Here is a 26,294-nt window from a genome sequence, read left to right on the forward strand (position 1 = left end):
ATCTGAAAGCAATAAAAATATTATTCTATAAGAATCACGCAAACTGAGTATAAGTAATTAATAGCTGCGCAGAAAAATTTGTGTTAAGTACACTTCTCCATCATCATTTACAGCAACACCAATACCAGTAAGATCGTAATTTCCCACTATATTCTTCAAATGTGAGGGACTCTTTATCCAACCATCCATAGCTTCCTCTGCGGGATCATCATATCCTTGGTTAAAGGCAAGATTTTCCGCTGCGCTAGTGTAAGTAAGGGGAATAGCTTTAACTCGCTTTTCAAATCCACTATGACTAAAGGGTACTTTCCACTTAGCCATATTCTCACTATGAATTCTTGCTTGTTGAGATATCTTGTTATCTAACTTCAGGTTTGGTAAACCCTTAAAAGCTCGATATTGATTTATTTTCTGAAAAACTGACTTTTCTAGCTTACTTAGGTTGAAATTATTATGGTTGTGTTCCTGCAATGAAACCGACAAAGACTTATTTTTGTGAGTCCTGATTTGTGTAGAACTATGACTTGGCAAAGGCTCTGATGCTAATCCACTGGCAAATATTACCGAACCTATGGCTAACCCTACAGCAGTTTGTCGAATCATGGAAAATTATGTGAGTAATATTAACAATAAAGGAATCAATATCTAGGATTTTATTTAAGAATTTATATAGCAATTAGTAGTTTATGATACAACTATACTGTTAGTATTTAATAGTATGAAAAAATATTTGCACATCTATGTATTCCAGTCAAGACAAGCCTATTTCCGAACTTTAGGTGTGAAATAATTGGAAAATAAAAGTAAAAAATATATAAAGTTAATTATTTACAACAGCAATATTTCTGAATTAAGACTCAGTAAAAATATTACTTGAATTAGAAATTAAAGAAGATAGTATTTGTGAGAAAAAGGCATATTTGTGAGAAAAATAACTTAGCAGTTTAGATTTTATGGGGACATCACTTTATGTTTGAGACACATTAATAGTTAATAATTATTTTCATTTTTGCTCCCGACCCTGTACAAGCATGAAATATTTGCTGCTTTTGATAAACAGAACGGTCACGGGTATACCTGGGTGGGTATGATATATAGTCGCGAGAACTTTCGATTTCTTGCCAAACATCTACCCACAAGAAAGCAAACTTATGGCGCAACAATACCGCATTACTCTTTTACCTGGCGATGGAATTGGACCTGAAATCATGACCGTAGCGGTAGAAGTGCTTAAGGTCGTTGGGAAAAAATTCGATCTGCAATTTGAATTTCAAGAAGCATTAATTGGTGGTGCTGCAATTGATGAAGCAGGTGAACCCCTACCAAGTGCAACTCTAGATATGTGTCGTAATAGTGATGCTGTTTTATTAGCTGCAATTGGCGGTTACAAATGGGATTCCTTACCTTCTAATCTGCGTCCAGAAGCTGGTTTATTAGGTCTGCGAGCTGGCTTAGAACTCTTTGCAAACTTGCGTCCGGCGAAAATTTTACCCGAATTAATCGATTCTTCCACACTCAAACGAGAAATTGTTGAAGGTGTAGATATCATGGTAGTTCGGGAACTCACCGGTGGAATTTACTTTGGTAAACCCAAAGGTATTTTTTCGAGCGAAACCAATGAAAAACGCGGTATTAACACAATGGTTTATACCGAATCAGAAATTGAACGTATTGGTAAAGTTGCTTTTGAAGCCGCTCGCAAACGCCAAAGTAGACTATGCTCTGTAGATAAAGCCAATGTTTTAGAAGTTTCCCAGGTATGGCGCAATCGTATAACCGATCTAGCCAATGATTATCCTGATGTAGAACTTTCTCATATGTATGTTGACAATGCTGCAATGCAGCTAGTACGTGCACCAAAACAATTTGACACTATTGTTACCGGTAATTTATTTGGCGACATTCTTTCTGATGCTGCAGCGATGCTTACAGGGAGTATAGGTATGTTACCTTCTGCAAGCTTGGGTGCTTCAGGAGCAGGAGTATTCGAACCCGTTCATGGCTCTGCTCCTGATATTGCAGGACAGGATAAAGCTAATCCCTTAGCTCAAGTTTTAAGTGCTGCAATGATGCTACGTTATGGTTTAAATCAACCACAGGCTGCAGATGCGATTGAAAATACTGTGTCTTTAATCCTACAGCAAGATATGCGTACAGGGGATATAATGTCTCCAGGAATGAAACTTTTAGGGTGCAGTGCAATGGGTGAAGTGCTGACCGAAACTTTAGAAAAAGTATGATGGCGTAACCTAATAATTAAAGCTTCAATTATGAAGCTTCATGTTGAAGCTTGGTTTTGAAGTTTTATTTCGAAAATTTTACAAATAACGTCATGAATTTTGGATAGACTAAGAGAAACCCAAAATACAAAACCCAAACAGTTGTGTATAACTTTCAGCAAAACCAGACTATTTATCCGGAGCAGAACCCCCCATCAACTTTAATCGACGCTGCTCTGATTAAAGCTGCTGGCAATATTTATCACACCCACTGTGAGGTTCATCCAGAAATAACTGGATATGCTTCTGGAGTTGCGATTCATCGTGAGAATCATCGGGGTAAAGTAATTTTTAAAAGCCAACCCGTATTGTTACCAGAAGAACGTTTTATACCTCTTGAGCAAATAGAATCTTGTGTGTATTAGTTGTTTTGGTGATTTGTCATATCAATCTTCTTTTTGGTTATACCAGATTCCCAAGGTAGAGATTTAGCGGTGCTAGGTCTCTACAATTTTTTGGTGTTTGGAATAGGTAATGGGTAATGGGTAATTAGTCTCCTCATCCTCCCACACTTCCCACACTTCCCACACTCCCCACACTCCCCATACTCCCCACATTTCCCACACTCCAAACATCTCGCCAATTTCCATTCGCCAATGTTATAACTCTGTAAACAATACTTTTGGCAGATGGACTAATAAGCGGGAATATGAGTGAAATTTTAGTTGTAATTCTGGCAAGTATAATTGTTTTTGCCTTAGGAGCATCCATTGGTAGTTTTATTAATGTTGTAGTTTATCGAATACCTGCTGGACTGTCTTTAATTTTTCCACCTTCTCGCTGTCCCAAGTGTTTAAACCAGCTAAAACCCTATGACAATGTTCCCGTAATTGGTTGGATCTCCTTAAAAGGACGTTGTCGTTTTTGTCAAACGAAGATTTCTGCTCGTTATCCTGTAGTCGAAGCTGTTACAGGATTAATATTTTTACTCATTTTTTCTATATTTGAATTTTCTCCCTTAACAATTGGTTATTGGATTTTTTGTAGTTGGTTATTAGCTTTATCACTCATCGATCTCGATACGATGACCCTACCCAATCCTTTAACGACCTCCGGTTTAGTCCTAGGAATAATATTTCATGTATGTATCGGTTGGTTAACGGGAAACTCCACCGAAATTATTAATCAAATTATGTTCTCGGTTGGAGGAGCAATTTTGGGTTTGTGGTTATTTGATGCGATCGCAAACCTTGGTTCAGTTATTTTAGGGAAAACTGCAATGGGAGCAGGAGATGCAAAACTCGCAGCAATGATGGGAGCTTGGTTAGGATGGAAATATTTATTGTTAGCTTGCTTTCTTGCTTGTTGTTCGGGAGTGACCATCCACGGTGGTGTGAAGGTTTTTTTTGTTTCGTCGAAAAAGCAAAAAAAAAGTAAAGCGTTCCCATTTGGTCCACACTTAGCAATTGGTGCAACTATCTCTTTATTAGTTGGTGATATGATTTTATCAAGCTACTTACAACTCTTTTTTAACTAAGCACAATCAAAGCTATTGATAGGAGAGGTTAGAAAATAAAATATTGAGATAAATGAAGAATGAAGGAAAATTTTTCATAAGCCATTAAAACCGATTTATAGTAAGGAAAATTATCCTACCCCAATATATAAAAGAAAATTTTTGATAACGTTTTTTGATATCATTTTTTGATACTGTTTATTTAATACTCCGCACCACTTATTTACTTTTGTCACAAAACTAGTAACACTGGATAGACATACAAAAGTATTCATAATTATTCGGTGTTTGTATGAGCCTCTGCATCAACCCACGCTGCTTTGCTCCTAATAATGATCGTAATATGCAGTTTTGTCAGGCTTGCGGTTCGGAATTGTTACTACAAGGACGCTTCCGAGTTGTACGCGAGTTGGGGGGTGGTGGCTTTGGTAAGACTTACGAACTGATAGATAATACTGGTAAAACCAAGGTACTGAAAGTCTTAATTGATAATGCTCCTAAAGCAGTAGAGTTATTTGAACGAGAAGCAGAAGTACTAAGCCTTTTAGATCATCCAGGTATTCCTAAAGTAGAAAAAGATGGTTACTTTCTTTATATACCAAGAAATAGCAAGAGAAACTTACATTGCTTGGTAATGGAGAAAATTGAAGGTTTAACTTTGTATAAATATTTAAAGCAGCAGGGGAATAGACCTATCGATCCAGAATTAGCCATTAAGTGGTTACGAGAATTAACAATCATTTTACAACAGCTACATAACCAACACTTTTTCCATCGCGATATTAAACCTACTAATATAATGTTGCGAACTGATGGACATTTAACGCTGATTGACTTTGGTACGGTTCGACAAGTTACTAGAACTTATGTTGCGAAAAAAGCTGTTGGTGATGTTACTGGTATTATTTCCTCTGGTTATACCCCGTTAGAACAAATTAACGGTCAAGCTGTACAGCAGTCAGATTTTTTTGCTTTGGGACGCACATTTATTTACTTACTTACTGGTAAGGATCCTAATAAATTTTATAACCCATATACAAACGTATTAGAATGGCGCGATGTTGTACCTGGAATATCACTTAAATTTGCAGATCTTCTCGATTGGATGATGGCTGTTTCCGCTGCTAAACGTCCACAAAATACCCAAGTTATTTTGCGGACACTGGGAGAAATCGATGGAATTTTTCCCCCAGAAGTTAATGTTAAACCCTCAACAAATAGCCTTATACATCAATTTAATCCAGTAATATTTAATGTTAAATATGCCAGTTTATTGGAACGCTTTTTGGCATTTACAATTGATTTAATTATTCTATTTTTCATTGGTAATGTTATAGGTGTTCTGTTACCCTTTATTTTGTCTTTTGTTGGAATTCCAGTTAGAGATGATGACATCCATACTTCCCTATGGATGGGTTCAGTTGGATGGTTTTCAGGAACGATTGGTTTATTAATCGATACTGAGCGAGAAAAGATAATTTCCACTATAGTTGGAATCGTCATCAATTGGCTTTATTTTACCTTGTTTGAAAGCTCAGTTAAACAAGGTACTCCTGGGAAACAAATTTTAAATATTAATGTCACTAACTCCAGTCAAGAAAAAATTTCTTTACTCCAAGCAAATATCCGATATTTTGCAAACATTATATCTACGATTTCATTAATGTTAGGATATATTCTTGCTGCATTCACCCTTCAAAAACAAGCTTTACATGATAAGGTATCTAACACTTTTATCATTAAAAAAAGATAAGTTTGCTATTTTAGAGTTTTTTATACTTGTCATGTTGTTAATTTAATACTTTAGGTTACTGATTTACTTTTGACACAAAGGTCGTAACACTATAAACACACAAAAAATTAGCAATATCAAGTATTTTTATGAGCATCTGCATTAACCCGCATTGCTCCGAGCATAATAATCATCGTGACATGCTATTTTGTCGAGCCTGTGGTTCGGAATTATTGTTACAGGGGCGCTATCGGGTCAAAACTAAGCTGGGGGGTGGTGGTTTTGGTGAAACCTATGAATTAACAGACAAAAAAGGTAAATCCAAAGTATTAAAAGTCTTGATAGATGAACGTCCCAAAGCAGTAGAGTTATTTCAACGAGAAGCTGAGGTACTAAAGCTTTTAAACCATCCGGGTATCCCCAAAGTTGAAGAAGACGGGTATTTTCTCTATCTTCCCCGCAACAGTCAAAAACATTTGCACTGTTTGGTGATGGAGAAAATTGAGGGTTTAAATTTATCTATATATATTCAACAACAGGGAAATAAACCAATACATCCCCAGTTAGCTCTTAAATGGCTAAGAGAATTAACACTTATTTTACAAGAAGTACACAGCCAACACTTTTTTCATCGCGATATTAAACCTTCCAACATTATGTTGCGAACTGATGGACATTTGGCGCTAATTGATTTTGGTACAGTGCGACAAGTAACTAAAACTTATGTTGCAAAAAAAGCTGTTGGGGATATTACAGGGATTATTTCATCTGGTTATACTCCAATAGAACAAATTAATGGTCAAGCAGTACAACAATCAGATTTTTTTGCTTTGGGACGTACATTTATTTATTTGTTAACAGGTAAGTCTCCAAGTCAGTTATACGATCCATGTACGAACGTATTAGAGTGGCGCGATCTAACGCCTGAAATTTCACCAGAATTTGCAGATATCCTTGATGAAATGATGGCGCATTCTGCATATCAACGCCCACGAAATACCCAGATAATTTTACAAAAGCTGGAAGAAATAGATACAGTTCTACCTTCTTCTATCAAACCCTCACCTAAAAATATCAAGCATTTAGCGAAAAAAGCAGTTCAGCAAGAATCTCAAGTTAAAAAAAATATTAGATACGCTAACGCTTGGATGCGATTTTTAGCTTATTTAACCGATCTAATTATATTATTCTTTATTGGTATATTGTTCGGTGTTTGTGCGGTATATTTAGCATATTCAACAGGATTCATAACTGAATCGGAGAATTTATTGGATATTGGAGGAACCGTATGGATAAGTTCATTCTGTGGATTTTTCCCTATTCTTTTTGTTTTTATAATATCTCCTGAAGAAATAGGTACAATAGATATTATTGCCAGTTTATTCGGAATCATAATTAATTGGCTTTATTTTATTTCATTTGAAATGTCTGCGAAAAAAGCCACTCTGGGAAAGCAATCTTTAGATATTCATATAACTGACTTAAGTCAAAATAAAATTTCATTTGTCCAAGCTAATATTCGGTATTGGACTAAATCATTATCCATAGCTTTATTAATGATTGGATTTTTGATAACTGCTTTCACACGAAAAAGGCAGAGTTTACATGATATTTTTGCAAAAACTATAGTAATCCTAAATCATTCGTGAAAATCAACATTGTAGAGATGTGACAGAGGCTAACGCCGATGCTGCACACTCTGTCACGTCTTTACAGGATTTAGGGTAGGGGTTTACAAATCAAATACGATTGCTATATATCACAAAAAAATTAATTAACTAGTTTATTTACATTGGCAAATATTTAGCTATTTAACAGGTTTTATTTAATAAAAAAAGTAAATAATAATCAATATTAAATTAGTATTTTTGTGGATAAATTAAGAATATAATTGATAATTATTTATTTGATAATATTGGTATTAACTAAACATATTAAATAATTACTGTTAAATCTGTAGATACAAAAGTTAATACAAATCTAATTAAGTTCATAAAAGTTACGCTTTTGATAATATTTTTGATTTTGAATAAATCTCGTAAAAAAAAGCAAATCTCAAAATATTTAGTGTAAGAATATATATGTTTAATAAGTTAAGACGGTCGGTGTAGGAATGAAGGAAAATCATGCGATTGTTATTGGTGGTAGCATAGCTGGAATGCTAGCAGCAAGAGTGCTTGCCGATAGTTTCAGTTCGGTTACAATCCTGGAAACAGACAAATTACCCGACAAACCCGATCGTCGTAACGGGGTCACACAGTCTTTGCAACCACACATTTTATTTGCTAAAGGTTTCAGGATTCTAGATACTTTATTTCCTGGAATTGGTAAAGACCTTGCAGATGCTGGTGCACTGCCGATAGACTGGCCAAGAGAATTTCATCTGTTAATGAATGGAGAATGGGGCGCAACAGTAGATTCTCCAACTGATATAACTTCTGTTACTTGTTCTCGCCCATTATTAGAATGGGCAATCAGAAGTAGGTTGGCAAAATTTTCCCAAATAAAGTTTGTAGAAGAATCTTGCGTCACTGGGTTACTCGCAAATCCTTGTAAAACTCAAATTTGTGGTGTAACAGTTTTACAATCAGTTAACGGAGCGAAACAAGAGCAACGTTTAATGGCAAAACTAGTAGTAGATGCTAGCGGACGTCATTCCCAAACACCTTCTTGGTTAGAAAATTTAGGTTTTACTCCCCCAACAGAAACCGTAATCAACCCATTTTTGGGTTATGCAACGCGTCGTTACAAACAACCTAAGAATTTTGGAGATGACTGGAAAGTAATCTTAATTTCCCATTCTCCCCCTAATGCAACTCGCTTAGGATATTTAGCAAAAATTGAGAATGGTGAATGGATTGCAACTTTGGGAGGTTATGGAAAAGACTTTCCCCCAGCAGATGAGTCTGGTTTTCTAGATTTTGCTCGCAGTCTACCTTCAGATAAATTTTATCAGGCGATCGCAGATGCGGAACCCACATCACCTATTTATGGTTATCGTGACACTGCTAATCGGTTACGTCACTATGAAAAAATAAAAATGCCTAAAGGCTTTGTATGTTTGGGTGATGCTGTTTGTGCTTTGTGTCCTGTTTACGGTCAAGGGATGACAGTTAGTGCATTATCAGCATTGGTATTGCAAAAATGGTTGCAAAATCCAACCTTAAATTTCCAAAAAAGTTTAGCTCAAAGTAATTCACAACACTGGAATTCGGCAACAAGTAGAGATTTACTCTTTCCCAGTACGATTACTACGATGGGTCAAAGCAAACAAACGAAGTTACCAAAAGTACTGCAATGGTATTCTGATAGCTTAATGAAACTTGCACATTCAGATCCTGATGTTTTGTCTTTATTTTTAGAAGTATCTCAATTGTTGAAATCCCCCTTTGCTTTATATCACCCGAAAATTATGTGGCGCGTACTGAGTCAGGGTTTGGTTTGAGTTGGGGACTGGGGACTAGGGATTGGTGATTGGGTATAGTGTTTAGTAATTAACTTAAATATTTAGGAAGTGTTTTGAAGCTATTCATTTACACTATTAGTTAATTCTAGGATCTCCCTAAATCCCCCTTGGAAAGTGGAACTTTGAAAAAGAAGACTCCAAACCCCTAATCAACCAAGTTAATTCTGGGATCCCCCTAAATCCCCCTTGGAAAGGGGGACTTTGAAACAAACTCCAATCCCTAATCGCCAGTCGCCAATCCCCAACCCCCAATCCCCAACCAAACCATGAAACGCCCTATCTACCTCGACTGTCACGCTACTACCCCAGTTGATGAACGGGTAGTTGCTGCGATGTTACCGTATTTTACGGAGCATTTTGGTAATCCTTCTAGTATCAATCATGTCTATGGTTGGGAAACGGAAGCTGCTGTCAAGAAAGCACGGGAAGTCTTAGCAGAAGCTATTAACGCCACACCAGAGGAGATTGTTTTTACCAGTGGTGCAACGGAAGCAAATAATTTAGCTATTAAGGGTGTAGCAGAAGCATATTTTCAAAAGGGTCAGCATATTATTACTGTCTCCACAGAACATAGTGCAGTAATTGATCCCTGTAATTACCTTAAATCTATGGGATTTGAAATCACTTTTCTTCCCGTTCAAGCAGATGGATTAATTGATCTCAATTTGTTAGAAGAAGCTTTCCGCGATGATACCGTTTTGGTGTCCGTGATGGCGGCAAATAATGAGATTGGAGTATTACAACCATTAGCAGAAATAGGGAAAATCTGTAGGGAACGCAACGTTTTATTTCACACTGACGCTGCCCAAGCCCTTGGTAAAATAACTTTGGATGTCGAGTCAATGAATATTGACCTGATGTCAATGACAGCCCATAAGTTATATGGACCTAAAGGTATTGGTGCGCTGTATGTTCGTCGTCGTAACCCCAGAGTTAAGGTTGCACCACAATTACATGGTGGAGGACACGAACGGGGAATGCGATCGGGTACTTTATATACGCCTCAAATTGTTGGTTTTGCGAAAGCTGTAGAAGTTGCTTTACAAGAACAAACTACAGAATGCGAACGTTTAACTCACCTCAGAGAAATTTTATGGGAAAAGCTTTCCCAACTCGAAGGAATTCATCTGAATGGACATCCCACCCAAAGACTTCCAGGAAATCTAAATGTCAGCGTTGAGGGAGTGGACGGAGCCGCATTACTATTAGGATTACAACCAGTGATGGCGGTATCTTCTGGTGCTGCTTGTTCTTCTGCTAGTACTGCACCTTCCCATGTCTTGATGGCTTTGGGTCATTCAGAAAAACTAGCTTATGCTTCCATCAGGTTTGGAATTGGGAGATTCAATACCATTGAAGAAATTGAGCAAGTAGGGGAACACTTTGTTTCTACGGTTCAAAGTTTGCGCAAGCAAGCAAGTTTAGTTTGAGATCATAGTTACCTTGAAGTCACGATTCGAGAAGTCACAATTCGAAAAGTCACGATTCGAACGCAAGATATAGCGGTTTTCGGTTGAGTGTAGTACACCTCGTAGAGACGTAAAATTTTACGTCTCTACATTTGGGATTAGAAAATGTATTTGATTCAAATGAAAACCGCTATATATAACTATACATCAACATAAATCGAAATAACCGGATTGCACTGAGTTGAATGAGTAAAATGCTCTGAGGAGAATTAAACACGACCAAACGACAAATTAACGCAAGTGTAACCAAACCTGTACTCGTATGAGTGTGGGTTTTTTTATTTCAGAAGTCAGAAGTCAGGAGTTGTAGAGATGTAGCAGAGCCTTTGGCGTCGGCGGATCCGTAGGTGACGTAGTCATAGCCTCTGCTACGTCTCTACGGGAGTCGGGAGTCAGGACTGGAAATTTAACTTTTGACTTATAAAGACACGACGTATCACGTCTTTACGAAATATATCAAATTAAAAAACGGGCGCGGCAGGACTCGAACCTGCGACCGACTGCTTAGAAGGCAGTTGCTCTATCCGGCTGAGCTACGCGCCCAATTAATGCAGAAATAATATTCTGGCAATTAGATACTGACAATAAATTCAGCATTCGGATTATATATCTATTTCTAACAAAAAGCAATATTCAGAAATTTACTCATGGATTCTATACCCGAGCGCAGTTAGTATGATGAATGACGAGCAATAAAATTTATACATTATAAGCTTTCTATTTATAAGGAAATTTATGTATATTGTGATATCAAACAAAATGTTAAGTAATTAGCTTAAAACAACAGACTAACTGCAAATAACAACTCCATAACTTAAATACCCAGGTGTTTTGATTCCCACTCATTACTCCTTACTCATTACTCCTTACTCCTTACTTAATTCCCTTAAGCCATGTTTATTCTTAAACGGGAGGATGTTGAAATCTCCACGGTTCTACACCCCAAACGAGACCAGCAAGTACCAATCCTGTACTATCAAGAACAAACTTTTCGCCTAATTAAGGTATTTCCAGCTTCCCAAGAAGAAGAAGCAAAAGCTTTATGGCGAGAATTAACTGATAACCGGGGTAAAGCATGCGTATTATTAGAAGAAATAGAACGCTATAGTATTTGGGGTAAAGTCCGTATCGACAATTTAGGTAATGATTCCAGCGAACGTCAAAACATTGCAGTCCTGATTCAAGGTAGTATTTTGCTGTTACAAGCAATTTACCTCGATATTGAAGAATTTTTAGGTTCTAAGCAAGCCTCATTATTCGAGAAAGATATTGCCAGATTTTTTGGCGAACATAAATTTCCTCAGGTAACCACGCCTCAAGGGGTGAAGTTATTACTTAATTTCGATCCATTCCAAACAGTGCAGGTTCCCACCTGGCAGGAAACACATATCGTGACATTATTGCAGGAATTACATCGATTGGGAAAATCTTACTTTGGTAATACTAACTTTGCACATCCTGTAGCAGAAAAGTTACAAGATATGCCACAAGAAGAGCGATCGCAGTTTACTCAATGGTTGAATGAATCTTCTTTAAAGAAACTTTGGCATTAACTTTAGCATCAAAATCAGGTATTATCTCTGAGGTCAGAATTGTGTGTTTATCCCAAAAACATTCACTTTAAACCAATGCATTCAGAAAGGGTGCGAACCAGCTCAAATATAAGCTAAAACACGGAATAGAGGATGTTTCGCACAATAAAATCTGATGATTAACGTTTACAAAAATTCATATAGAAAAAAATCTATTTTTAATACACAAAACATCGTGTTAGCCAATATTGCTTGGGCTGTGCTAGCAATTTTATATTTTTTACTATTCAGTGCTAAAGTTCCAAATACAGAAGGAATTCTTAGACGTGCCGAATGGTATGTACTAGGAACAAATATTCTTGAAGCCTTCGCTTACTTATTTGCAGGAATTTTATGCTTGCGCAATTGGCGGAGTAGTAAAATTGTCAGCAGTCGAAATGTTTGGCTTGCGATTGGGATGGGAATGCTTTCTTATTTCCTAGGAGGAATCTTTTTTGGATTTCAGGAGATAGTCTTAAAAAAAGAACCCACCCTTTCCCTAGGCGATATATTTTTTGTGCTGACTTATATTTTACTGGGTGTAGGTATGATTGTGGCAGTAGCTTCTCGACGGATTAATCTAGAAGCATGGCAATGGATTATTGTTTTAGCTATTGGTGCTTTTGGTAGCGCCTTAGTTTGGCTACTTTCCAATTTGCCAGAAAACCAACAAATAGCAGCCCAATTAAGTCCATGGGAGCAAAATGTCTTTCAATTTGTAAATTGGTTTTATGTGGTGAGTGATGTTTTACTAATTATGATTGCTACTACTTTGTTACTGGCATTTTGGGGTGGAAGAATAGCCATGTCTTGGCGAATGATTGCATTTGCATCATTTTTTCTCTACATTGCAGATATGTGGTTTAAATATGCTGGTAACAGACCAGATTATCAAAGTGGTGACATATTAGAAGTATTTTGGGTCTTGAGTGGAGTTTTATTTGGTATGGGTGCAGCTTTAGAGTATGACGCATCATTAAATCGTTCCCGACGGGAGCGCGGGCGCAAAAGAGCTTAACGTAACAAGCAGGTGTCTACAGGTGAGAAAACTAACTGATTCAGACAAAAAAGAGATCCTTAAGTTATACCGGGAGAGTGCTGAAACAACTTCAACTCTGGCGGAACGTTATGGGGTGAGTAATTCGACCATCAGTCGGTTGCTCAAAAGTACTCTTCCTGAAGATGAGTACGAATATCTTGTTTCTTTAAAACGAGCGGCTAGAACTCCGGAAGGAAGAGCACAGGTAAATTATGAGAATATACCTGTATTCGCCAAAGAAGAAATAGAAGAGCCAGAAGAGCCGAAGAAATCAGAAAAACCAAAGAAACGGGAAAAACCCGCACCGGTGAAGAAAAAAGCTGTTACGAGTGGGGAGAGAAGAGTAAAGCGGCGTTCTTCTGCTACGACTGCTGCTCCGATTCCTACTCCTACCCCCAGTCCGGTAATATACTCACAACAGTTAGAAATATTTGGCGATAATGAACCAGAAGCTGAAATTGCTAATATTCCCTCACCGTTGTTAGAAGAAGAAGAAGATGAGCGTCGCACTCCGAAAATCATCGCTGAAATGCTCGGTGAAGATTTGCTCGATGAGTCTGAAGAATTAGATGATTTAGACGATCTCGAAGATGATTTCGATGATGACTTTGATGAAGATGAAGATGACTGGAATCGTCCCTTTGTTACCAGGACTCGTTCTAGCGGAGATCCATTAATCAAAGTTTTACCACTTTCTGCAGCTAGTTTACCTAGAACCTGCTATATCGTTATAGATCGTTCTGCGGAATTAATTACCCGCCCCTTAGAGGAATTTGGCGATCTGGGTGAAATTCCTAACCTGGAAAATCAACAAAGAACCCTACCCATATTTGATAATCACAGAATCGCCAAGCGGTTTTCTACCAAACGCGATCGCGTGATTAAGGTTCCCGACAGCAAAATGCTGCATAAAGCTCGCTATCACTTGCAGGCTAAAGGTATTACTCGGCTGTTAATTGATGGTCAGGTTTATTCTTTAGCGGTCAGTGTTTAGTGGTCGTTTGTATATGTTTTTGCTCCGATGATTTAGGTGCTTTAACTATACAGTTGTAGAGACGCGTGAGTACCTAGCGCCAGCGTGCAGGTATTGAGTGAACGCAAGGTCACTATTTCGCGTCTCTAATCTACGAACATATAGCACTACGAAGCTAAGTTAGGACATATATTAACCCTAAAAGCCATATGTTATGTATTAAGCTTTTTACTTTTTACTTTTTACTTGCGCGTAGCGCTATAGCATTACCAAGAATTACGCAAGCGTCACAATTAAAGAATAAATTTAAGGTTTTACTAGGTATTTTAATACCCTAATTAAGGGATGAACCCCTAACTACGAACTGTTCAGTTGCCGCAAATTTTGAGGAATGGAATAATGGATGGGGATAATAATTGCACAGTAGTACTAGTCACCGCAGGTTCTCAAGAGGAAGCAGAAAATATTGCTACTGCGTTGGTAGAACTCAGACTTGCTGCTTGCGTTAACATCCTACCGATTCACTGTTCTGTTTACGTTTGGGAAGGTAAGGTAAACAAAGATAAGGAATGGCAGCTTATTATTAAAACAAAACTTAGTCAATTTCCAGCATTAGAAGCGAAAATCCAAGAGCTTCATTCCTATGATGTGCCAGAGATTATTGCTATACCTATAGTTAATGGCTCTCAACCTTACTTACAATGGATGTTAAATCAGGTGACTCAATAACGCTTCAGATTTTTGAGCACGACCCGACCCTTTTGAGATTAATCCTTCTGAGACCAACCTTGAGACCAAAGCTGAAAATTAATTCACAAATCGCCAATGAGGAACTAATGATAGGTGCTAATTCACCCCAATGAAAGATAATCTGATATTTATAAGCTAGTTTTGCCAAGCTAGCAAGTTATTGGTGATTACAAAATCAAACTTCTCAAACCTTAACTATAAAAAAATAGTGCAAATTTGTAGTAGCAATGAAATATAGTAGTAACTAAAATTTACCCGCTATTTTTATTCAACATTCCCTGTTCTATTGGCAGTAAAACATCAAGCTTCAAACTGAATTTCTGTTGCAACAACGGGCAAATATATATCTTATTTCATGATTATGGATTTTTATCTAATTCATCATGATTTTTTTGAGATAGCAACATTGTGCAAGTATAAAAAATGTCTACAGACTGAGGGCAAATCAAGATATTTGAAGTAAAGAATCATAAAATATCTAAAAACTAGTAAATTTACCATAGAAACCACACAAATATTATTAGTCAAAAATCACAAAATCATCGGAAACTTATGGAACCTTCTGGTCTATTTTTCGACATGGTATTTAAAGGCAACCCCTACAAAAAAAATTTTGAATTATGCATAAGTTATTCAAGTCTTTTGTCGTAATTTCTGCTTTGTCAGCTGTTTCCATCACCGCAGGATTTATGTCAGCAGAACAAGCATCTGCTCAACCCAAAAAAGGTACCGATGCAAGTTATGTTGGTGCGGGTTTTGCAGCAGGAGTAACTAATGGTGGGCAAAGTGGAGGCGCAGCAACTTTTGGTGGTAACATAACGGGTCGGGTAAAGCTAGGCGAATCTCCATTTTCTGCTCGAACTCAAATTTTATTTAGTGATGACACAACTGCCATCGTGCCTCAAGTTTCAGTAGATGCAGGAATTGCTAAAAACACTAATGCTTACGTTGCTGCAGGCTATTCTTTTGTGGAAAAAAATGGTCAGCCAACACCCTTAGGAAATAAAGATTCTGTAGCAGTTACTGCTGGTGTTGAAACTGAAGTTGGCAAAAATTTCCTCATTTACTCCAATGCAACTGTAGGTATTGATGCTTATGAAAACAGTCCCGCTTCTGCAATTAATGTTGGTGGTGGTTTAGGTTATCGCTTCAAATAAATAATTCCTAGGTTTTATCTGACTTCAAAGGATACCTAATAATCACATTATCCCCATCACAAGACATTAGAAATATCTGAATAACTATCAATTTATTTATGCTTGGAAACTAATTGAGTCTAAGCTGCCGTTTGGTCTTTTCATTGTGTATTTTTGATATTGAGATAAACTTTTTCTACTACTCCTCTTAGATATGTTCAATGTCTTGAAGTATTATTTTTTCTCACTGACTCATAAATCTTAATGGGTAAGTAAAAGTTATTGCTGGGTTTGTTAAGTGTTGCATCGCTGAAAAACCCAGCTTTTTCGCATGTTAATATAAAAATATTATCTAATTTGCTATTGCTATTAGATTACAAGAAATTATTAAACCGAAATGGTTCTTATTCTCAGTTCCTAAATTCGGTTACTGTGGTGCTTAATTTAAGAAGACGATAAAACAGCAATGGTTAAATCCGCTCCTCCCGAAATTGCAAATCGTAAACCTTCCAAAATCGAAGGTATCAAAGAAAATAGTAATTTTTTACGCGAACCTGTAGCAACTGAATTACTTGAAGATACAAACCGTTTTAGCGAAAAGGCAATTCAAATCCTCAAGTTTCACGGTTCTTATCAGCAGGATAACCGCGATAATCGAGTTAAGGGACAGGAGAAAGATTACCAGTTTATGTTACGGACGCGCAGTCCGGGAGGATTTATTCCACCACAGCTATATTTGACTTTAGATAAATTATCTAATGAATATGGCAACAATACGATGCGGGTCACAACTCGCCAAGGTTTTCAGCTACATGGAATTTTAAAGAAGAACCTGAAAGCAACAATTGCTGCCATTGTTAAAAGTATGGGTTCTACCTTAGGTGCTTGCGGCGATCTCAATCGTAATGTTATGGCTCCACCTGCTCCATTTAAAAATCAACCCGAGTATCGGTACGCTTGGGAATATGCAAATAATATTGCTGACTTGTTAACGCCCCAAACCGGAGCTTATTACGAAATTTGGTTGGATGGGGAAAAAGCAATTAGTGGAGAAGAAGACCCACAAATCAAAGCAGTAAGAGAACGTAACGGTAATGGTACCATATTTCATGATAGCCCGGAACCAATTTACGGCACTCACTACATGCCACGCAAATTCAAAATTTGCGTTACTGTCCCCGGTGATAATTCCGTAGATTTATACACCCAAGATTTAACCTTAGTTGTAATAACCAACGATAAGGATGAATTAGAAGGTTTTGATATTTTTGCTGGTGGTGGCTTAGGAAGAACTCATAATAAAGAAGAAACATTTGCTAGAGCCGCAGATCCTATCGGTTATGTTGCGAAAGAAGATGTATACGATTTAGTTAAAGCTGTTGTTGCAACCCAAAGAGATTACGGCGATCGCGTTAATCGTCGTCATGCCAGACTAAAGTATCTAATTAATGACTGGGGTGTAGAGAAATTCCAGTCTATGGTAGAAAAATACTTTGGCAAACCATTAGAAGCATTTAAGCCCTTACCAGAATGGAAATATAAAGATTTCCTTGGTTGGAACGAACAAGGTGATGGTAAGTTATTTGTCGGAATTTCGATTGATAACGGACGCGTGAAAGATGAAGGTAGTTTTCAATTAAAAACAGCCGCAAGAGAAATTGTTGAGCAATTCAACTTACCGATTCGCCTTACACCAAATCACAACTTAATTTTCTACGACATCGAGCCAGAGAATCAAGTCGCCATTGAGAAAATACTCAAAGATAATGGTGTTAATACTAACCCAGAAAAAGTTAATTCTTTAGTGCGTTATGCAATGGCTTGTCCTGCATTACCAACCTGCGGTTTAGCTATTACTGAATCAGAAAGAGTAATACCCAGCATCTTGCAACGCATTGAGAAGTTACTGAATAAAGTTGGTTTAAAAAACGAGCATTTTGTAATTAGGATGACAGGTTGTCCTAATGGTTGCGCCCGTCCTTACATGGCTGAACTTGGTTTTGTGGGTAGCGCTCCCGAAGCTTATCAAATTTGGTTGGGAGGTTCACCGAATCAAAGTCGTCTTGCAGAACCATACGTTAATAAACTACCTATTGATGAATTAGAAAGTTTCCTCGAACCAATTTTTGTCTACTTTAGAAACTCTCGGGAACAAGAAGAAAGTTTTGGTGATTTTTGTGCTCGAGTAGGCTTTGACGAAATTCGCAAGTTTTCAGAAAATTACAAGCCTGAGACAAGTAATAATAAACGCAAGCCCAGTCACAGAATCACTGTACGCAATGAGATTTACACCCATCTCAAAGAGATTGCTAATTCCCAGGGTAAGTCAATGACTGATTTAGTCAATGAAGCAGTCGTAGAATATTTGAACATTAAATGTTGATATCTCTTTCTTAGAAGCTTTTTGCTAATAACTTTTTGCTAAACTTTTTAACTAGATTTTTGGCAAAAAATATTACTATCTAGGGGCGCACTGCGGTGTGCCCCTAAAATTAAAAATAATCCTAAAATTAAAAACAATATAATCAAAAATCACAAGTTCTCTTCCTACACTCCTAAGACTACCCACACTCCCCTCTCTTGAAATACGCTCCCAAAACTGCATGAGACAACTGCAAAGGATTGCGATCGCACCATTCCAAAAACAACAAGAACAGATTGTACTGACAGCAAAACAAAAGCATTATCTCTGTCGCGTACTGCGCTTAGGAGATGGTAGTAAATTCATCGCCATGGATGGTGAGGGTCAATGGTGGTTAACACAACTCAGGGGCGAAGAAGCACGGGTATTAGAAAAACTAGAGGTCGAAAATCAAGAATTACCTATTTCAATTACACTCATCTCAGCTTTACCAAAAAATGGATTTGACGAGATCGTACGTTGTTGTACTGAATTGGGAGTAAGCTGTATTGCTCCAATAATCAGTAAGAGAACCTTACTTAAACCCAGTCCCCAAAAACTTCAACGCTGGCAAAAAATAGCTCAGGAAGCTTCTGAGCAGTCAGAACGAGCTTTTGTCCCTAATATTCTCGAGCCAGTAAACTTCCATCAAAGCTTGTCATTGTTCCCAGATTCGGAAAACTCTGTCGCTCAACAGAAAAAATATATTTGTACTGCCCGTGGTGATTCTCCTCACTTGCTGGCTTGTGTTTCCGATCAAAAATATACTGTTGAACAAGAAAAACCCTGTCAAATCTGGCTTGCAACTGGACCAGAAGGAGGATGGACAGAAAAAGAAATAGAATTAGCAACAGAAGCTGGCTTTCAAACAGTTTCTTTGGGAAAAAGAATTTTAAGATCTGTAACTGCACCAATTTTTGCTTTATCTGTAGTAGCAGCTGCATTAGAATCTATTGCAATAGAAAATGTTGATGTTAAATTTTAGGCACATCATCTAATATCTATCTATAAACCAGCTATTTTGGTGCTAAGAGTATGATAAAGCAAGTTACTGACGCCTTCAAAATCAAGGATTATCGTACTGCAGCTAAGTTAATCAAAAAACTTCTCAAAGAATCACCAGAAGATCCTTGGGTACTTTTTCACTTGGGACAACTGTATGAAGTCACAGAGAAATACCAAGAAGCAGAAAAGGTTTATCGACAATTACTCAGACATACAGTGGGGGCGAAAATAGTTATTGCTGCTCGTGAAGCCCTACAAAGGCTAGAAAAAATCCAGGAGCAAAAAAGAAAAGAAGCCATAGCTGAAGCAACATCTAAACCAGATAACACCGAACAAGGAGTTTTAGTCTTAGAAGCTCTCAACAACGAAATAAAAACTCAAGCAGCACAAAAATTTGCTCAAATCATGCAAATAGACGCTTATAGTGCCAGATTATTATTACCAAGTCGTGGATGGCGCTTATACCGTAGCGGGATGGTGGGAGAATTAAAATTTTACGGTCAACAATTATTGAATGCCACAATACCTTGTTTTTGGGCAAAATTAGCAGATATCCAGAAAATACAAGTTTTTCAAGTTAATTATTTTACTCAGTTAGATTCAAAAGCTACTGTTGTTTGTCATGATCGAGAAAATCGACTTGGTTCCCTTAGTTTTGATTGGTCAGAAGTCAAGCAATGTGTTAAAGGGTTATTACCAATATTTGAAGAGGTTGTAGATCGAGATGTGCGGGGTAAATTAGAACGCAAAACTCAAACTCAGGATTATTTTCAATTTTATGATTTACACCTTCCCAACCGAAATTGTATTTTGCGACTTTATGATAATGGCTATGAATATCAACAGGGTATAAATATAGCTCCTCAAAACAGCCAAAATACAATTAGAATAAACTGGAATAATTTACTTACATCTCTGGAAAAAAAATTACAGAAGATTCAAATTTGTTCAGATTTTAATACCTTTGCGGAAAATATACTTGACCGAGCAGAATTACTAAATAAAATTCAACCCCATATCAATTTAATTAGGCGGGAAAAAACGAATTGGGACGCAGCATTTCAATTATATAGTGGATTGGCTTTTGTTAAAAACTCTCACTAATACAGATGTTATTTTTCCATTTGTATTACCCTGACCAACCTTTATATGGCGCTCAAACTTTCCTTGTATAGCACTACGTATTTAGAGGTTAGGACATTGGTGTTATACGAAGCAAAGCTGTTTACACGCACCTGCGGTGTTCAGCCGAAGCTGCGTCCCCAAACACGTAGTGCGTCCAAACGCGCCTAGCGGAAGCGTAACGTAGTTATTGCGCGTTCTCAGGCTGTTGTATAAAAACAAAAAAGTTGGAAAATTTCAGGGGCTGTAATCCCATTAAATACATTATCTATTTCAATCACAAAAAAATAAAGTTGGAAAATTTTCCAAACTTACGATACTAAACAACATTTTGAAAAGACAAAAAAGTTGGAAAATTTGATCAAACCCTTATTGTGCAATAATTGTAAGTCATCAAATTTATCGAATTTCAAAATATGTGAGTTACCTCCACAATCAGTAAACTCCTATTTTTGGTAATTCATAATTTACCCATAGGAGGTAATCCTTTTTGATGTTTGGTAAGTACAATTTCTCTAATGCCTACTATACAAAGCTTTTAGGGACTGAGAAAATAAAAATATCGCTTATATAACTAAAGCTCTTAATACAATTTATGGATTGAGATTTATCAGAGAGAAGAATAGCAAGTGACTTACTTCGTCTTTAAACTACACTCTTCTCCCCATAAGCAACATAAGCGGAATCAGCAACAATTCCCATCAAGCTGATAGTTGCATTTACAGGAATATAATGAAAACTAACCCGTGTTGCTAAATCATCGATTGCTTGAAATCTTCCTTTGACGTAAATTACCAAAACTGTTGTATTTTCTAAAAAATTTAAAATCAAATCTATTTGCTCTTTTACTATCGCTTCACGTCTTTGTTTGATATCGTTTTCTGATAAACCAGCAAATCCTTGCGATAGCAGATTGGAATTTAGTAAATCTAATACAAAAACATCACCACTTGGCTTTTTGGGTTGTCTTTTTTTATTCCAAAAACGTACCTTTAGGAATCCCCGCTTTCGTAATAAAATACAATCATCAGGTTCTCGTTCATTAATTGGTAAATAATAATCCACAACTGTTGAAGAGACAACCTTTTCTCGTTGTAAGGTTCGTTTTAGGTTTTCTATTTCTACTGTTACTAAATTAGTAATATTACTTTTTACTTCTTGGTTAATTACTTCTTTAGCAGTGTTTTTGGCATCATTCAGGTTTTTACCGAAAATGAATGTTAAAAATCCACCTAAAAATGTGAAGAAAAATAAGGTGAATTTCATTGCTTCAACAAACTTGGTAAAGCTTGTATTTAGTTGAGCATTTGTAGTTTTCAGAAATTCTATCTGAGCTTTGAGTAATTCAATATCATTAGAAGTGGTTGTTGGGTTCGGTTGGGGTGAGACTGTGGGGTTAGGTGTTGGGGTTTGGGCAATGATAAAATCCCAAAGATGAGATAAATCAGTTAAGTTGAGCAAATGCATAAGATAGTTTGTAGCACTTGTTGAACATCATACTGGTTTTATCACTATAGACAGGAAGAAAAGTCTCGAGACAATACTAAGCATGTCAACTCTACAACCCTAACCACTAGCTTACTCATTATCCTGTGAGGGAAAAACTAATATTGCTTGATTATGTCTTCTTAATTTATCCAATTCTTGAGCATATTTATCTCTATCTGGATGATTACAACCAAAAATTGTCACAACTTGATAAGGCTGCTTTTGGTAAGGAAAAACTGATTTGATCCAAACGTAAGAAGGTGTTCCTAATTTACCACCAACATTCTCGTTACCATTACTCTTTCCATTCCCATTACCATTTCCGTTACCTACACCTTTAAAGCGTTGTTCGCTATAGAAAAAATCTAATGCGTTACCTCTAACCTTGGTTTTATCACCTTCAGTCTGCCAATTTTTAACTTGTTTGGGTGGAATTTGATCGGGTGATTTAACTAACCAAACTTGAGCATTTCGATCTAATACATCTTGCTGTCGTTTACCTGGAGAACCGGGATTGCTCGTATATTTTGTTGTCGATTTTTTAACTTGTTGGAAGGCTTTTTCTATTTTTGTGAAGAAACTACGCCACTGACTTTTATCATAAGTAAGGGATAAATTATTATCAATAACTTCCCAATGACAACCACGCATTCTTTCATTTAGTAAATGTAATGGTCGTCTTGAACCTCTACCTACTCCTCCTAGATGGGAAGCGAGAACTAATAATTGTTTCGCAAGATGAAGATACTTTATTTCGGTTGCTGTTAAATAAATTCTCCCATCATAGCAATAGAATCCTTCATTAGGTCGAGATAAGTTGTTAAATTTTGTTGTAAGAGCAAGTTTACCTTGTTTACCTAGTTCACCAAACAATTCAGTTTCTAAAGTTTGACAGGTGGGGACATCATATAAACTTAATGCAACTGCACGAAACCAATACCTTAAAATTCCTCTAACAGCACTCGGACGAAATTCAGCATCCCCTTGATATTTATTTTTTTCCGATGGAGGATTGTAACCATACATTCCTTGAGTCCACAGTTCAAATTCATAATTCGCAGATTTATAACTAGACTGAGAATTACTGGGTTTATTTAATGTCAGTCCGTAGCCGCTACTAACACGAGAACCAATACCTTCAGCAAGTGCATTTTCTAACCATTCTTTTACCGTTTTGACTGCATCTGGATCTCCTTTACCTCTTGTTGTTAGACGCAACCCAATTAAAAATACCGGTTGTTGTAAACTCAAAAATGAATGGGGAACAGGTTGATATTTAACTTTATTACCGTCCCATGACCATTGGGGTGTAGCGATATCAATACTTAAGCAAGGTTTAGTAGGGAATGCATCTAAGAATTCAACTTTTGCAGCTTTTGCATTTTTACCTTCAAGCATTCCTAAAATTTCATATACTTTTGCTGATGCACCATTTTTTTTTGCCCAAGCACGCGCAGCACCCTTTAACGTAGAAGCAGGGATGTAAGGTATTCCAAACACTGGATGCAATATGGGTAATAGTAATTCCCTAAAACCCCGCGTACCACCAACACGTAAACGCCAATTGAAGGCGACTTTAAGGGTATTTTCTTCTTTATTATCTACTAACTTGAGAGTGCGATCGCACAATTTAGTATATATTTCCTTACAACTCGGTTCCGCAGCTACGGTATTTTCGAGAATTCGCATTCGCTGCGCTTCGTCCTTCTCATCAAGAAGATTTGGTTCTGTCCAGTATAGTGTTTGTAAGGGGTTTCCTAATTTGCGACTATTATTAATAGTTTTGATATCTATTGGAGTTTTGGAAGTTGTAGGAGCATCACCAGTTTTAAAATATATGCGATCGCACAACAATCCAAATTGGTCTTTAAGTCTATGTTGAATAGCTTTGTGTTTTCCCTGTACATTTTTGCGTATGGTGTCATCACTAAAATAGAGAGTCAGGGTCAGGGATTCACTTTCATATCCACCATAAACAGCAGAATTTAGCCAAGTTCCAAGTTTTGATTGTTTCTTGAGTTCTAATTTGACAAACTCAAGCCAAATATCAAGAGGTAATTTAGGTGATTTATTATTTTTCGTTCTGGAATTACGGTTCATTCTTGTTCAGCCTCACCTAAAATTGGTACAGCCCAAAAAGACCACTCCCGTGCTAATTCAATTGCTAAACGGTTTAATCCTGTATATACTTGTAAGTCCATATTGATTAAACTATTTGCATTGTCATAAGCAAAAGAAATTTGACTTAACTCCCGCAAAGTCTTTAAAAACTGTTGGTAAATTTGACCTTTGTAGTGCGTGTCTTCGGAACGTGCATTCATGTATTTCAATCCATCTCCACAAAGACGATGTAGTCCCCAAGTTGAGATATATGCAGATATACTTTGAACTATTCCACTTGCTTTTTTATGGTCGCTAGAACGAACTTTTTTTTGAACTTCTAATAGTCCATCGTAAGCATGACGACTAAAATCCCGCGTATCTAATTTCAACATTTTTTAATTTTCCTCTACTTTAGTTGAAATTCTTTCTACTTTAACCGTTTTATTTTCTGTCCAACCCCGACCTAAACCTTCTAGTCCTCCCAATTGCAAGCGGTCATTTAAAATTTCTAATAATAGTTTGCGCGCTTCTTGAGTTGGAGTTTCATCTTTATTTGGTTTCATTCCCCAAGGAAAAAATAAAACTGTTTCGGAAGGAATTGCTTCTTCTGAGCGAAAGGAACCACCATCTACTATTTTTTCATTTTCTTTGAGAGTAATTCTTACTTCTCGGTGCAACCCAATTTCAACCAAAGCAGCACAATCTTGGTCTGCTAAAATTACTAATTTTTCCTTGAGGTTTAAAATTCCACTACTATCAGGAATTTCTTTGAAAATATCCCAACAACTATCTTCTTTCTTTAATGGACTAATTTCTTCTTCTTTAAGAATTGCACCTTGTAAAAATACTTGCTTTCCTTTTACTGATGTAACGACTTTTTTACCCCCATCTTGATCAAGATGAGTTCTACATTCTGCTATTAACTTTTGCAAATCTTGATTGTGTAACCAACGATTCCATCGACTCAACCACAAAGGACAAGTTATCCATACATATTGATGACTAAAAGATGCAACAGGAAATAATAATAAGGTTGCATCTGCAAACCATACTTCTCCTTCTGTTGGTTGACTACCGTTTTTAATCCGTTCGCCAAAAAAACTATTTGCTTCTGCTTTAATTGATGGATTACTTTCGAGACTAGAGCGAATTTTACCTCGTATAGAAGAAGATGGAATGTAAGGAAATTCAGTCTGTGCTTCCCGTGCTATTCCTATTAAATTTCCTGCTTGACTACTTGCACCTGTATGCAATGGAGTTAATAAGTAACTGTAAGTTAGATAATTCATAACTAATTAACCTTTCCCCATAATAATTTTCCATAATTAAGCTTTTCTAAGGTTTGTACCCATCGTCTACCCTGGTTTTCAGGTAACAACCGCTGATTATAATGTACTTGACCATCAAACACATACACAGTTCCTGGTGGGACAAAAGCCCGTTGTGGTAGCAATGCAAATTCTTCCCTTGTTGTTTTTTGTTTTGTCGTTTTATCCTCCTCATCTATACGTAGTGTGGATACTCCTCCCCACAACAAAGCTTTGTCGGTCGCACAGCCTTTTAAATTTCTATTCCATGCTGTAGGATAACTGCCATATAAAGCTTTTTCTACTTCTGCTAATCCTGGAGTGAGTAAATACGCAAAGCTTGCTGATTCAGATGAATGATTATTTTGACAGAGTTTCTGAAATAATTGAGCGATTGTTTGCTTAGATTCATCCGATAGTTTAGAAACCATCGCTCGGTGTCCTTCTCCACCCAAACGTACTATCCCTTCTGGAACTTCTCGATCTATTGCTGCGACAAATTTCCATCCGGATTTTATTCTCACCGCGACTTCGGTAAAATAGCCATCTGAGTCTTTTACTTGTCTAACATCATCCTGCATTTGGGTATGAGGTAATATCTGTACTCCCCAGGGATTATCTGTAAAGTCAGATTTACACAAGTCGTTATCACCCTTGAGATATTTATCCAAAGCATTTGCTTTGATCCAAGGTTTTGGTTTACCAATCTTTCCATTCCCTGGTTCTGCAACCATTGGGAAAAGTTTTTCATCGGGGATATTAAATGCTAAGTGTGACCAAGTACGATCTGATTTATCGAATGGTTTTATTCTTTGTATCGATTTCCAATTGTCACCTGTAGTTTTACGATCATGTTTTTCCTCATACATGCAGATTAAATCTTTAGGTGTATTTAACCAAACTGTATTGTTCTCATCTAATAAAAAAGGACCGAAAAAATTTATGTCTCTTTTGGTACGTTGTTTTTGATTTGTAGTTTTGGGAAGGAGGGTGCGTA

The 26,294-nt window shown here is 36.9% G+C and carries 21 protein-coding genes and 1 tRNA gene; 15 read left to right on the forward strand and 7 right to left on the reverse strand.

Annotation, left to right across the window (positions count from 1 at the left end; all coding sequences use genetic code 11):
- Nucleotides 1–57: 57 nt before the first annotated feature.
- Nucleotides 58–603 carry a CAP domain-containing protein gene (locus tag QNJ50_RS05430; protein ID WP_300632973.1) on the reverse strand — a complete coding sequence of 182 codons (546 nt, stop codon included), beginning with the start codon at nucleotides 601–603 and terminating at the stop codon, nucleotides 58–60.
- Nucleotides 604–1,151: 548 nt separating this feature from the next.
- Here QNJ50_RS05430 and leuB point away from each other — a divergent pair.
- The 7 genes from leuB to QNJ50_RS05465 all read left to right on the forward strand — a co-directional run bounded on the left by leuB (nucleotide 1,152) and on the right by QNJ50_RS05465 (nucleotide 10,363).
- Nucleotides 1,152–2,240 carry a 3-isopropylmalate dehydrogenase gene (gene leuB, locus QNJ50_RS05435; RefSeq protein WP_300632975.1) on the forward strand — a complete coding sequence of 363 codons (1,089 nt, stop codon included), beginning with the start codon at nucleotides 1,152–1,154 and terminating at the stop codon, nucleotides 2,238–2,240.
- Nucleotides 2,241–2,383: 143 nt separating this feature from the next.
- Complete coding sequence (locus QNJ50_RS05440) at nucleotides 2,384–2,644, forward strand: hypothetical protein (RefSeq protein ID WP_300632977.1); 261 nt, start codon at nucleotides 2,384–2,386, stop codon at nucleotides 2,642–2,644.
- A 284-nt stretch (nucleotides 2,645–2,928) separates the two neighbouring features.
- Nucleotides 2,929–3,756, forward strand: coding sequence for an A24 family peptidase (locus QNJ50_RS05445; RefSeq protein ID WP_300632979.1), 828 nt, complete (start codon nucleotides 2,929–2,931; stop codon nucleotides 3,754–3,756).
- Between the two features lie 271 nt (nucleotides 3,757–4,027).
- A complete protein-coding gene (locus QNJ50_RS05450; RefSeq protein WP_300632981.1) occupies nucleotides 4,028–5,488 on the forward strand; it encodes an RDD family protein in 1,461 nt (486 codons plus the stop codon).
- Between the two features lie 128 nt (nucleotides 5,489–5,616).
- Nucleotides 5,617–7,116, forward strand: a complete 1,500-nt coding sequence (locus tag QNJ50_RS05455) for an RDD family protein (RefSeq protein WP_300632983.1) — start codon at nucleotides 5,617–5,619, stop codon at nucleotides 7,114–7,116.
- A 464-nt stretch (nucleotides 7,117–7,580) separates the two neighbouring features.
- Nucleotides 7,581–8,912: a monooxygenase gene (locus QNJ50_RS05460; protein ID WP_300632985.1), complete on the forward strand. Its 1,332-nt coding sequence runs from the start codon at nucleotides 7,581–7,583 to the stop codon at nucleotides 8,910–8,912.
- Nucleotides 8,913–9,199: 287 nt separating this feature from the next.
- Nucleotides 9,200–10,363, forward strand: coding sequence for an IscS subfamily cysteine desulfurase (locus QNJ50_RS05465; RefSeq protein ID WP_300632987.1), 1,164 nt, complete (start codon nucleotides 9,200–9,202; stop codon nucleotides 10,361–10,363).
- 508 nt (nucleotides 10,364–10,871) lie between these two features.
- Here QNJ50_RS05465 and QNJ50_RS05470 read toward each other — a convergent pair.
- Nucleotides 10,872–10,945 (reverse strand) — tRNA-Arg (locus QNJ50_RS05470).
- A gap of 350 nt (nucleotides 10,946–11,295) precedes the next feature.
- Here QNJ50_RS05470 and QNJ50_RS05475 point away from each other — a divergent pair.
- The 8 genes from QNJ50_RS05475 to QNJ50_RS05510 all read left to right on the forward strand — a co-directional run bounded on the left by QNJ50_RS05475 (nucleotide 11,296) and on the right by QNJ50_RS05510 (nucleotide 20,381).
- Complete coding sequence (locus tag QNJ50_RS05475; RefSeq protein ID WP_300632989.1) at nucleotides 11,296–11,955, forward strand: Npun_F0813 family protein; 660 nt, start codon at nucleotides 11,296–11,298, stop codon at nucleotides 11,953–11,955.
- A gap of 154 nt (nucleotides 11,956–12,109) precedes the next feature.
- On the forward strand, nucleotides 12,110–12,991 hold the full coding sequence (locus QNJ50_RS05480; protein WP_300632991.1) for a hypothetical protein: 882 nt from the start codon (nucleotides 12,110–12,112) through the stop codon (nucleotides 12,989–12,991).
- Between the two features lie 22 nt (nucleotides 12,992–13,013).
- Complete coding sequence (locus QNJ50_RS05485) at nucleotides 13,014–14,006, forward strand: transposase (RefSeq protein WP_300632993.1); 993 nt, start codon at nucleotides 13,014–13,016, stop codon at nucleotides 14,004–14,006.
- Nucleotides 14,007–14,384: 378 nt separating this feature from the next.
- Nucleotides 14,385–14,714 (forward strand): divalent-cation tolerance protein CutA, encoded by a 330-nt coding sequence (gene cutA / locus QNJ50_RS05490; protein WP_300632995.1) that lies wholly within the window; start codon nucleotides 14,385–14,387, stop codon nucleotides 14,712–14,714.
- A gap of 641 nt (nucleotides 14,715–15,355) precedes the next feature.
- The gene (locus QNJ50_RS05495) at nucleotides 15,356–15,892 is read left to right on the forward strand and encodes a hypothetical protein (RefSeq protein WP_300632997.1); all 537 of its coding nucleotides are present in this window, start codon (nucleotides 15,356–15,358) and stop codon (nucleotides 15,890–15,892) included.
- A 445-nt stretch (nucleotides 15,893–16,337) separates the two neighbouring features.
- Nucleotides 16,338–18,254 carry a sulfite reductase, ferredoxin dependent gene (sir, locus tag QNJ50_RS05500; protein WP_300632998.1) on the forward strand — a complete coding sequence of 639 codons (1,917 nt, stop codon included), beginning with the start codon at nucleotides 16,338–16,340 and terminating at the stop codon, nucleotides 18,252–18,254.
- A 220-nt stretch (nucleotides 18,255–18,474) separates the two neighbouring features.
- Complete coding sequence (locus QNJ50_RS05505; RefSeq protein ID WP_300632999.1) at nucleotides 18,475–19,257, forward strand: 16S rRNA (uracil(1498)-N(3))-methyltransferase; 783 nt, start codon at nucleotides 18,475–18,477, stop codon at nucleotides 19,255–19,257.
- A 50-nt stretch (nucleotides 19,258–19,307) separates the two neighbouring features.
- The gene (locus tag QNJ50_RS05510; RefSeq protein WP_300633000.1) at nucleotides 19,308–20,381 is read left to right on the forward strand and encodes a tetratricopeptide repeat protein; all 1,074 of its coding nucleotides are present in this window, start codon (nucleotides 19,308–19,310) and stop codon (nucleotides 20,379–20,381) included.
- 663 nt (nucleotides 20,382–21,044) lie between these two features.
- Here the strand turns inward: QNJ50_RS05510 and QNJ50_RS05515 are convergent.
- The 5 genes from QNJ50_RS05515 to QNJ50_RS05535 form a co-directional block, all read right to left on the reverse strand.
- Nucleotides 21,045–21,866 (reverse strand): hypothetical protein, encoded by an 822-nt coding sequence (locus tag QNJ50_RS05515; protein WP_300633001.1) that lies wholly within the window; start codon nucleotides 21,864–21,866, stop codon nucleotides 21,045–21,047.
- 111 nt (nucleotides 21,867–21,977) lie between these two features.
- Nucleotides 21,978–23,987 carry an RAMP superfamily CRISPR-associated protein gene (locus QNJ50_RS05520; protein WP_300633002.1) on the reverse strand — a complete coding sequence of 670 codons (2,010 nt, stop codon included), beginning with the start codon at nucleotides 23,985–23,987 and terminating at the stop codon, nucleotides 21,978–21,980.
- On the reverse strand, nucleotides 23,984–24,382 hold the full coding sequence (locus tag QNJ50_RS05525; protein WP_300633003.1) for a hypothetical protein: 399 nt from the start codon (nucleotides 24,380–24,382) through the stop codon (nucleotides 23,984–23,986). Before QNJ50_RS05525 ends, QNJ50_RS05520 begins: the two co-directional genes overlap by 4 nt.
- A gap of 3 nt (nucleotides 24,383–24,385) precedes the next feature.
- Nucleotides 24,386–25,279 carry a type III-B CRISPR module RAMP protein Cmr4 gene (gene cmr4, locus QNJ50_RS05530; RefSeq protein WP_300633004.1) on the reverse strand — a complete coding sequence of 298 codons (894 nt, stop codon included), beginning with the start codon at nucleotides 25,277–25,279 and terminating at the stop codon, nucleotides 24,386–24,388.
- A gap of 2 nt (nucleotides 25,280–25,281) precedes the next feature.
- Nucleotides 25,282–26,294, reverse strand: a 1,013-nt coding sequence (locus QNJ50_RS05535) for a type III-B CRISPR module-associated Cmr3 family protein (protein WP_366914217.1), incomplete at its 5' end; no start/stop codon positions are given.

The sequence above is a fragment of the Mastigocoleus sp. MO_188.B34 genome, from assembly GCF_030065675.1.
In the GTDB taxonomy this organism is placed as follows: domain Bacteria; phylum Cyanobacteriota; class Cyanobacteriia; order Cyanobacteriales; family Nostocaceae; genus Mastigocoleus.

Coding starts and splice junctions, on each gene's coding strand:
- QNJ50_RS05430 (WP_300632973.1), bottom strand. CDS start 603: ATGATTCGACAAACTGCTGTAGGGTTAGCCATAGGTTCGGTAATATTT.
- leuB (WP_300632975.1), top strand. CDS start 1,152: ATGGCGCAACAATACCGCATTACTCTTTTACCTGGCGATGGAATTGGA.
- QNJ50_RS05445 (WP_300632979.1), top strand. CDS start 2,929: ATGAGTGAAATTTTAGTTGTAATTCTGGCAAGTATAATTGTTTTTGCC.
- QNJ50_RS05450 (WP_300632981.1), top strand. CDS start 4,028: ATGAGCCTCTGCATCAACCCACGCTGCTTTGCTCCTAATAATGATCGT.
- QNJ50_RS05455 (WP_300632983.1), top strand. CDS start 5,617: ATGAGCATCTGCATTAACCCGCATTGCTCCGAGCATAATAATCATCGT.
- QNJ50_RS05460 (WP_300632985.1), top strand. CDS start 7,581: ATGAAGGAAAATCATGCGATTGTTATTGGTGGTAGCATAGCTGGAATG.
- QNJ50_RS05465 (WP_300632987.1), top strand. CDS start 9,200: ATGAAACGCCCTATCTACCTCGACTGTCACGCTACTACCCCAGTTGAT.
- QNJ50_RS05475 (WP_300632989.1), top strand. CDS start 11,296: ATGTTTATTCTTAAACGGGAGGATGTTGAAATCTCCACGGTTCTACAC.
- QNJ50_RS05480 (WP_300632991.1), top strand. CDS start 12,110: ATGATTAACGTTTACAAAAATTCATATAGAAAAAAATCTATTTTTAAT.
- cutA (WP_300632995.1), top strand. CDS start 14,385: ATGGATGGGGATAATAATTGCACAGTAGTACTAGTCACCGCAGGTTCT.
- QNJ50_RS05495 (WP_300632997.1), top strand. CDS start 15,356: ATGCATAAGTTATTCAAGTCTTTTGTCGTAATTTCTGCTTTGTCAGCT.
- sir (WP_300632998.1), top strand. CDS start 16,338: ATGGTTAAATCCGCTCCTCCCGAAATTGCAAATCGTAAACCTTCCAAA.
- QNJ50_RS05505 (WP_300632999.1), top strand. CDS start 18,475: ATGAGACAACTGCAAAGGATTGCGATCGCACCATTCCAAAAACAACAA.
- QNJ50_RS05510 (WP_300633000.1), top strand. CDS start 19,308: ATGATAAAGCAAGTTACTGACGCCTTCAAAATCAAGGATTATCGTACT.
- QNJ50_RS05515 (WP_300633001.1), bottom strand. CDS start 21,866: ATGCATTTGCTCAACTTAACTGATTTATCTCATCTTTGGGATTTTATC.
- QNJ50_RS05520 (WP_300633002.1), bottom strand. CDS start 23,987: ATGAACCGTAATTCCAGAACGAAAAATAATAAATCACCTAAATTACCT.
- QNJ50_RS05525 (WP_300633003.1), bottom strand. CDS start 24,382: ATGTTGAAATTAGATACGCGGGATTTTAGTCGTCATGCTTACGATGGA.
- cmr4 (WP_300633004.1), bottom strand. CDS start 25,279: ATGAATTATCTAACTTACAGTTACTTATTAACTCCATTGCATACAGGT.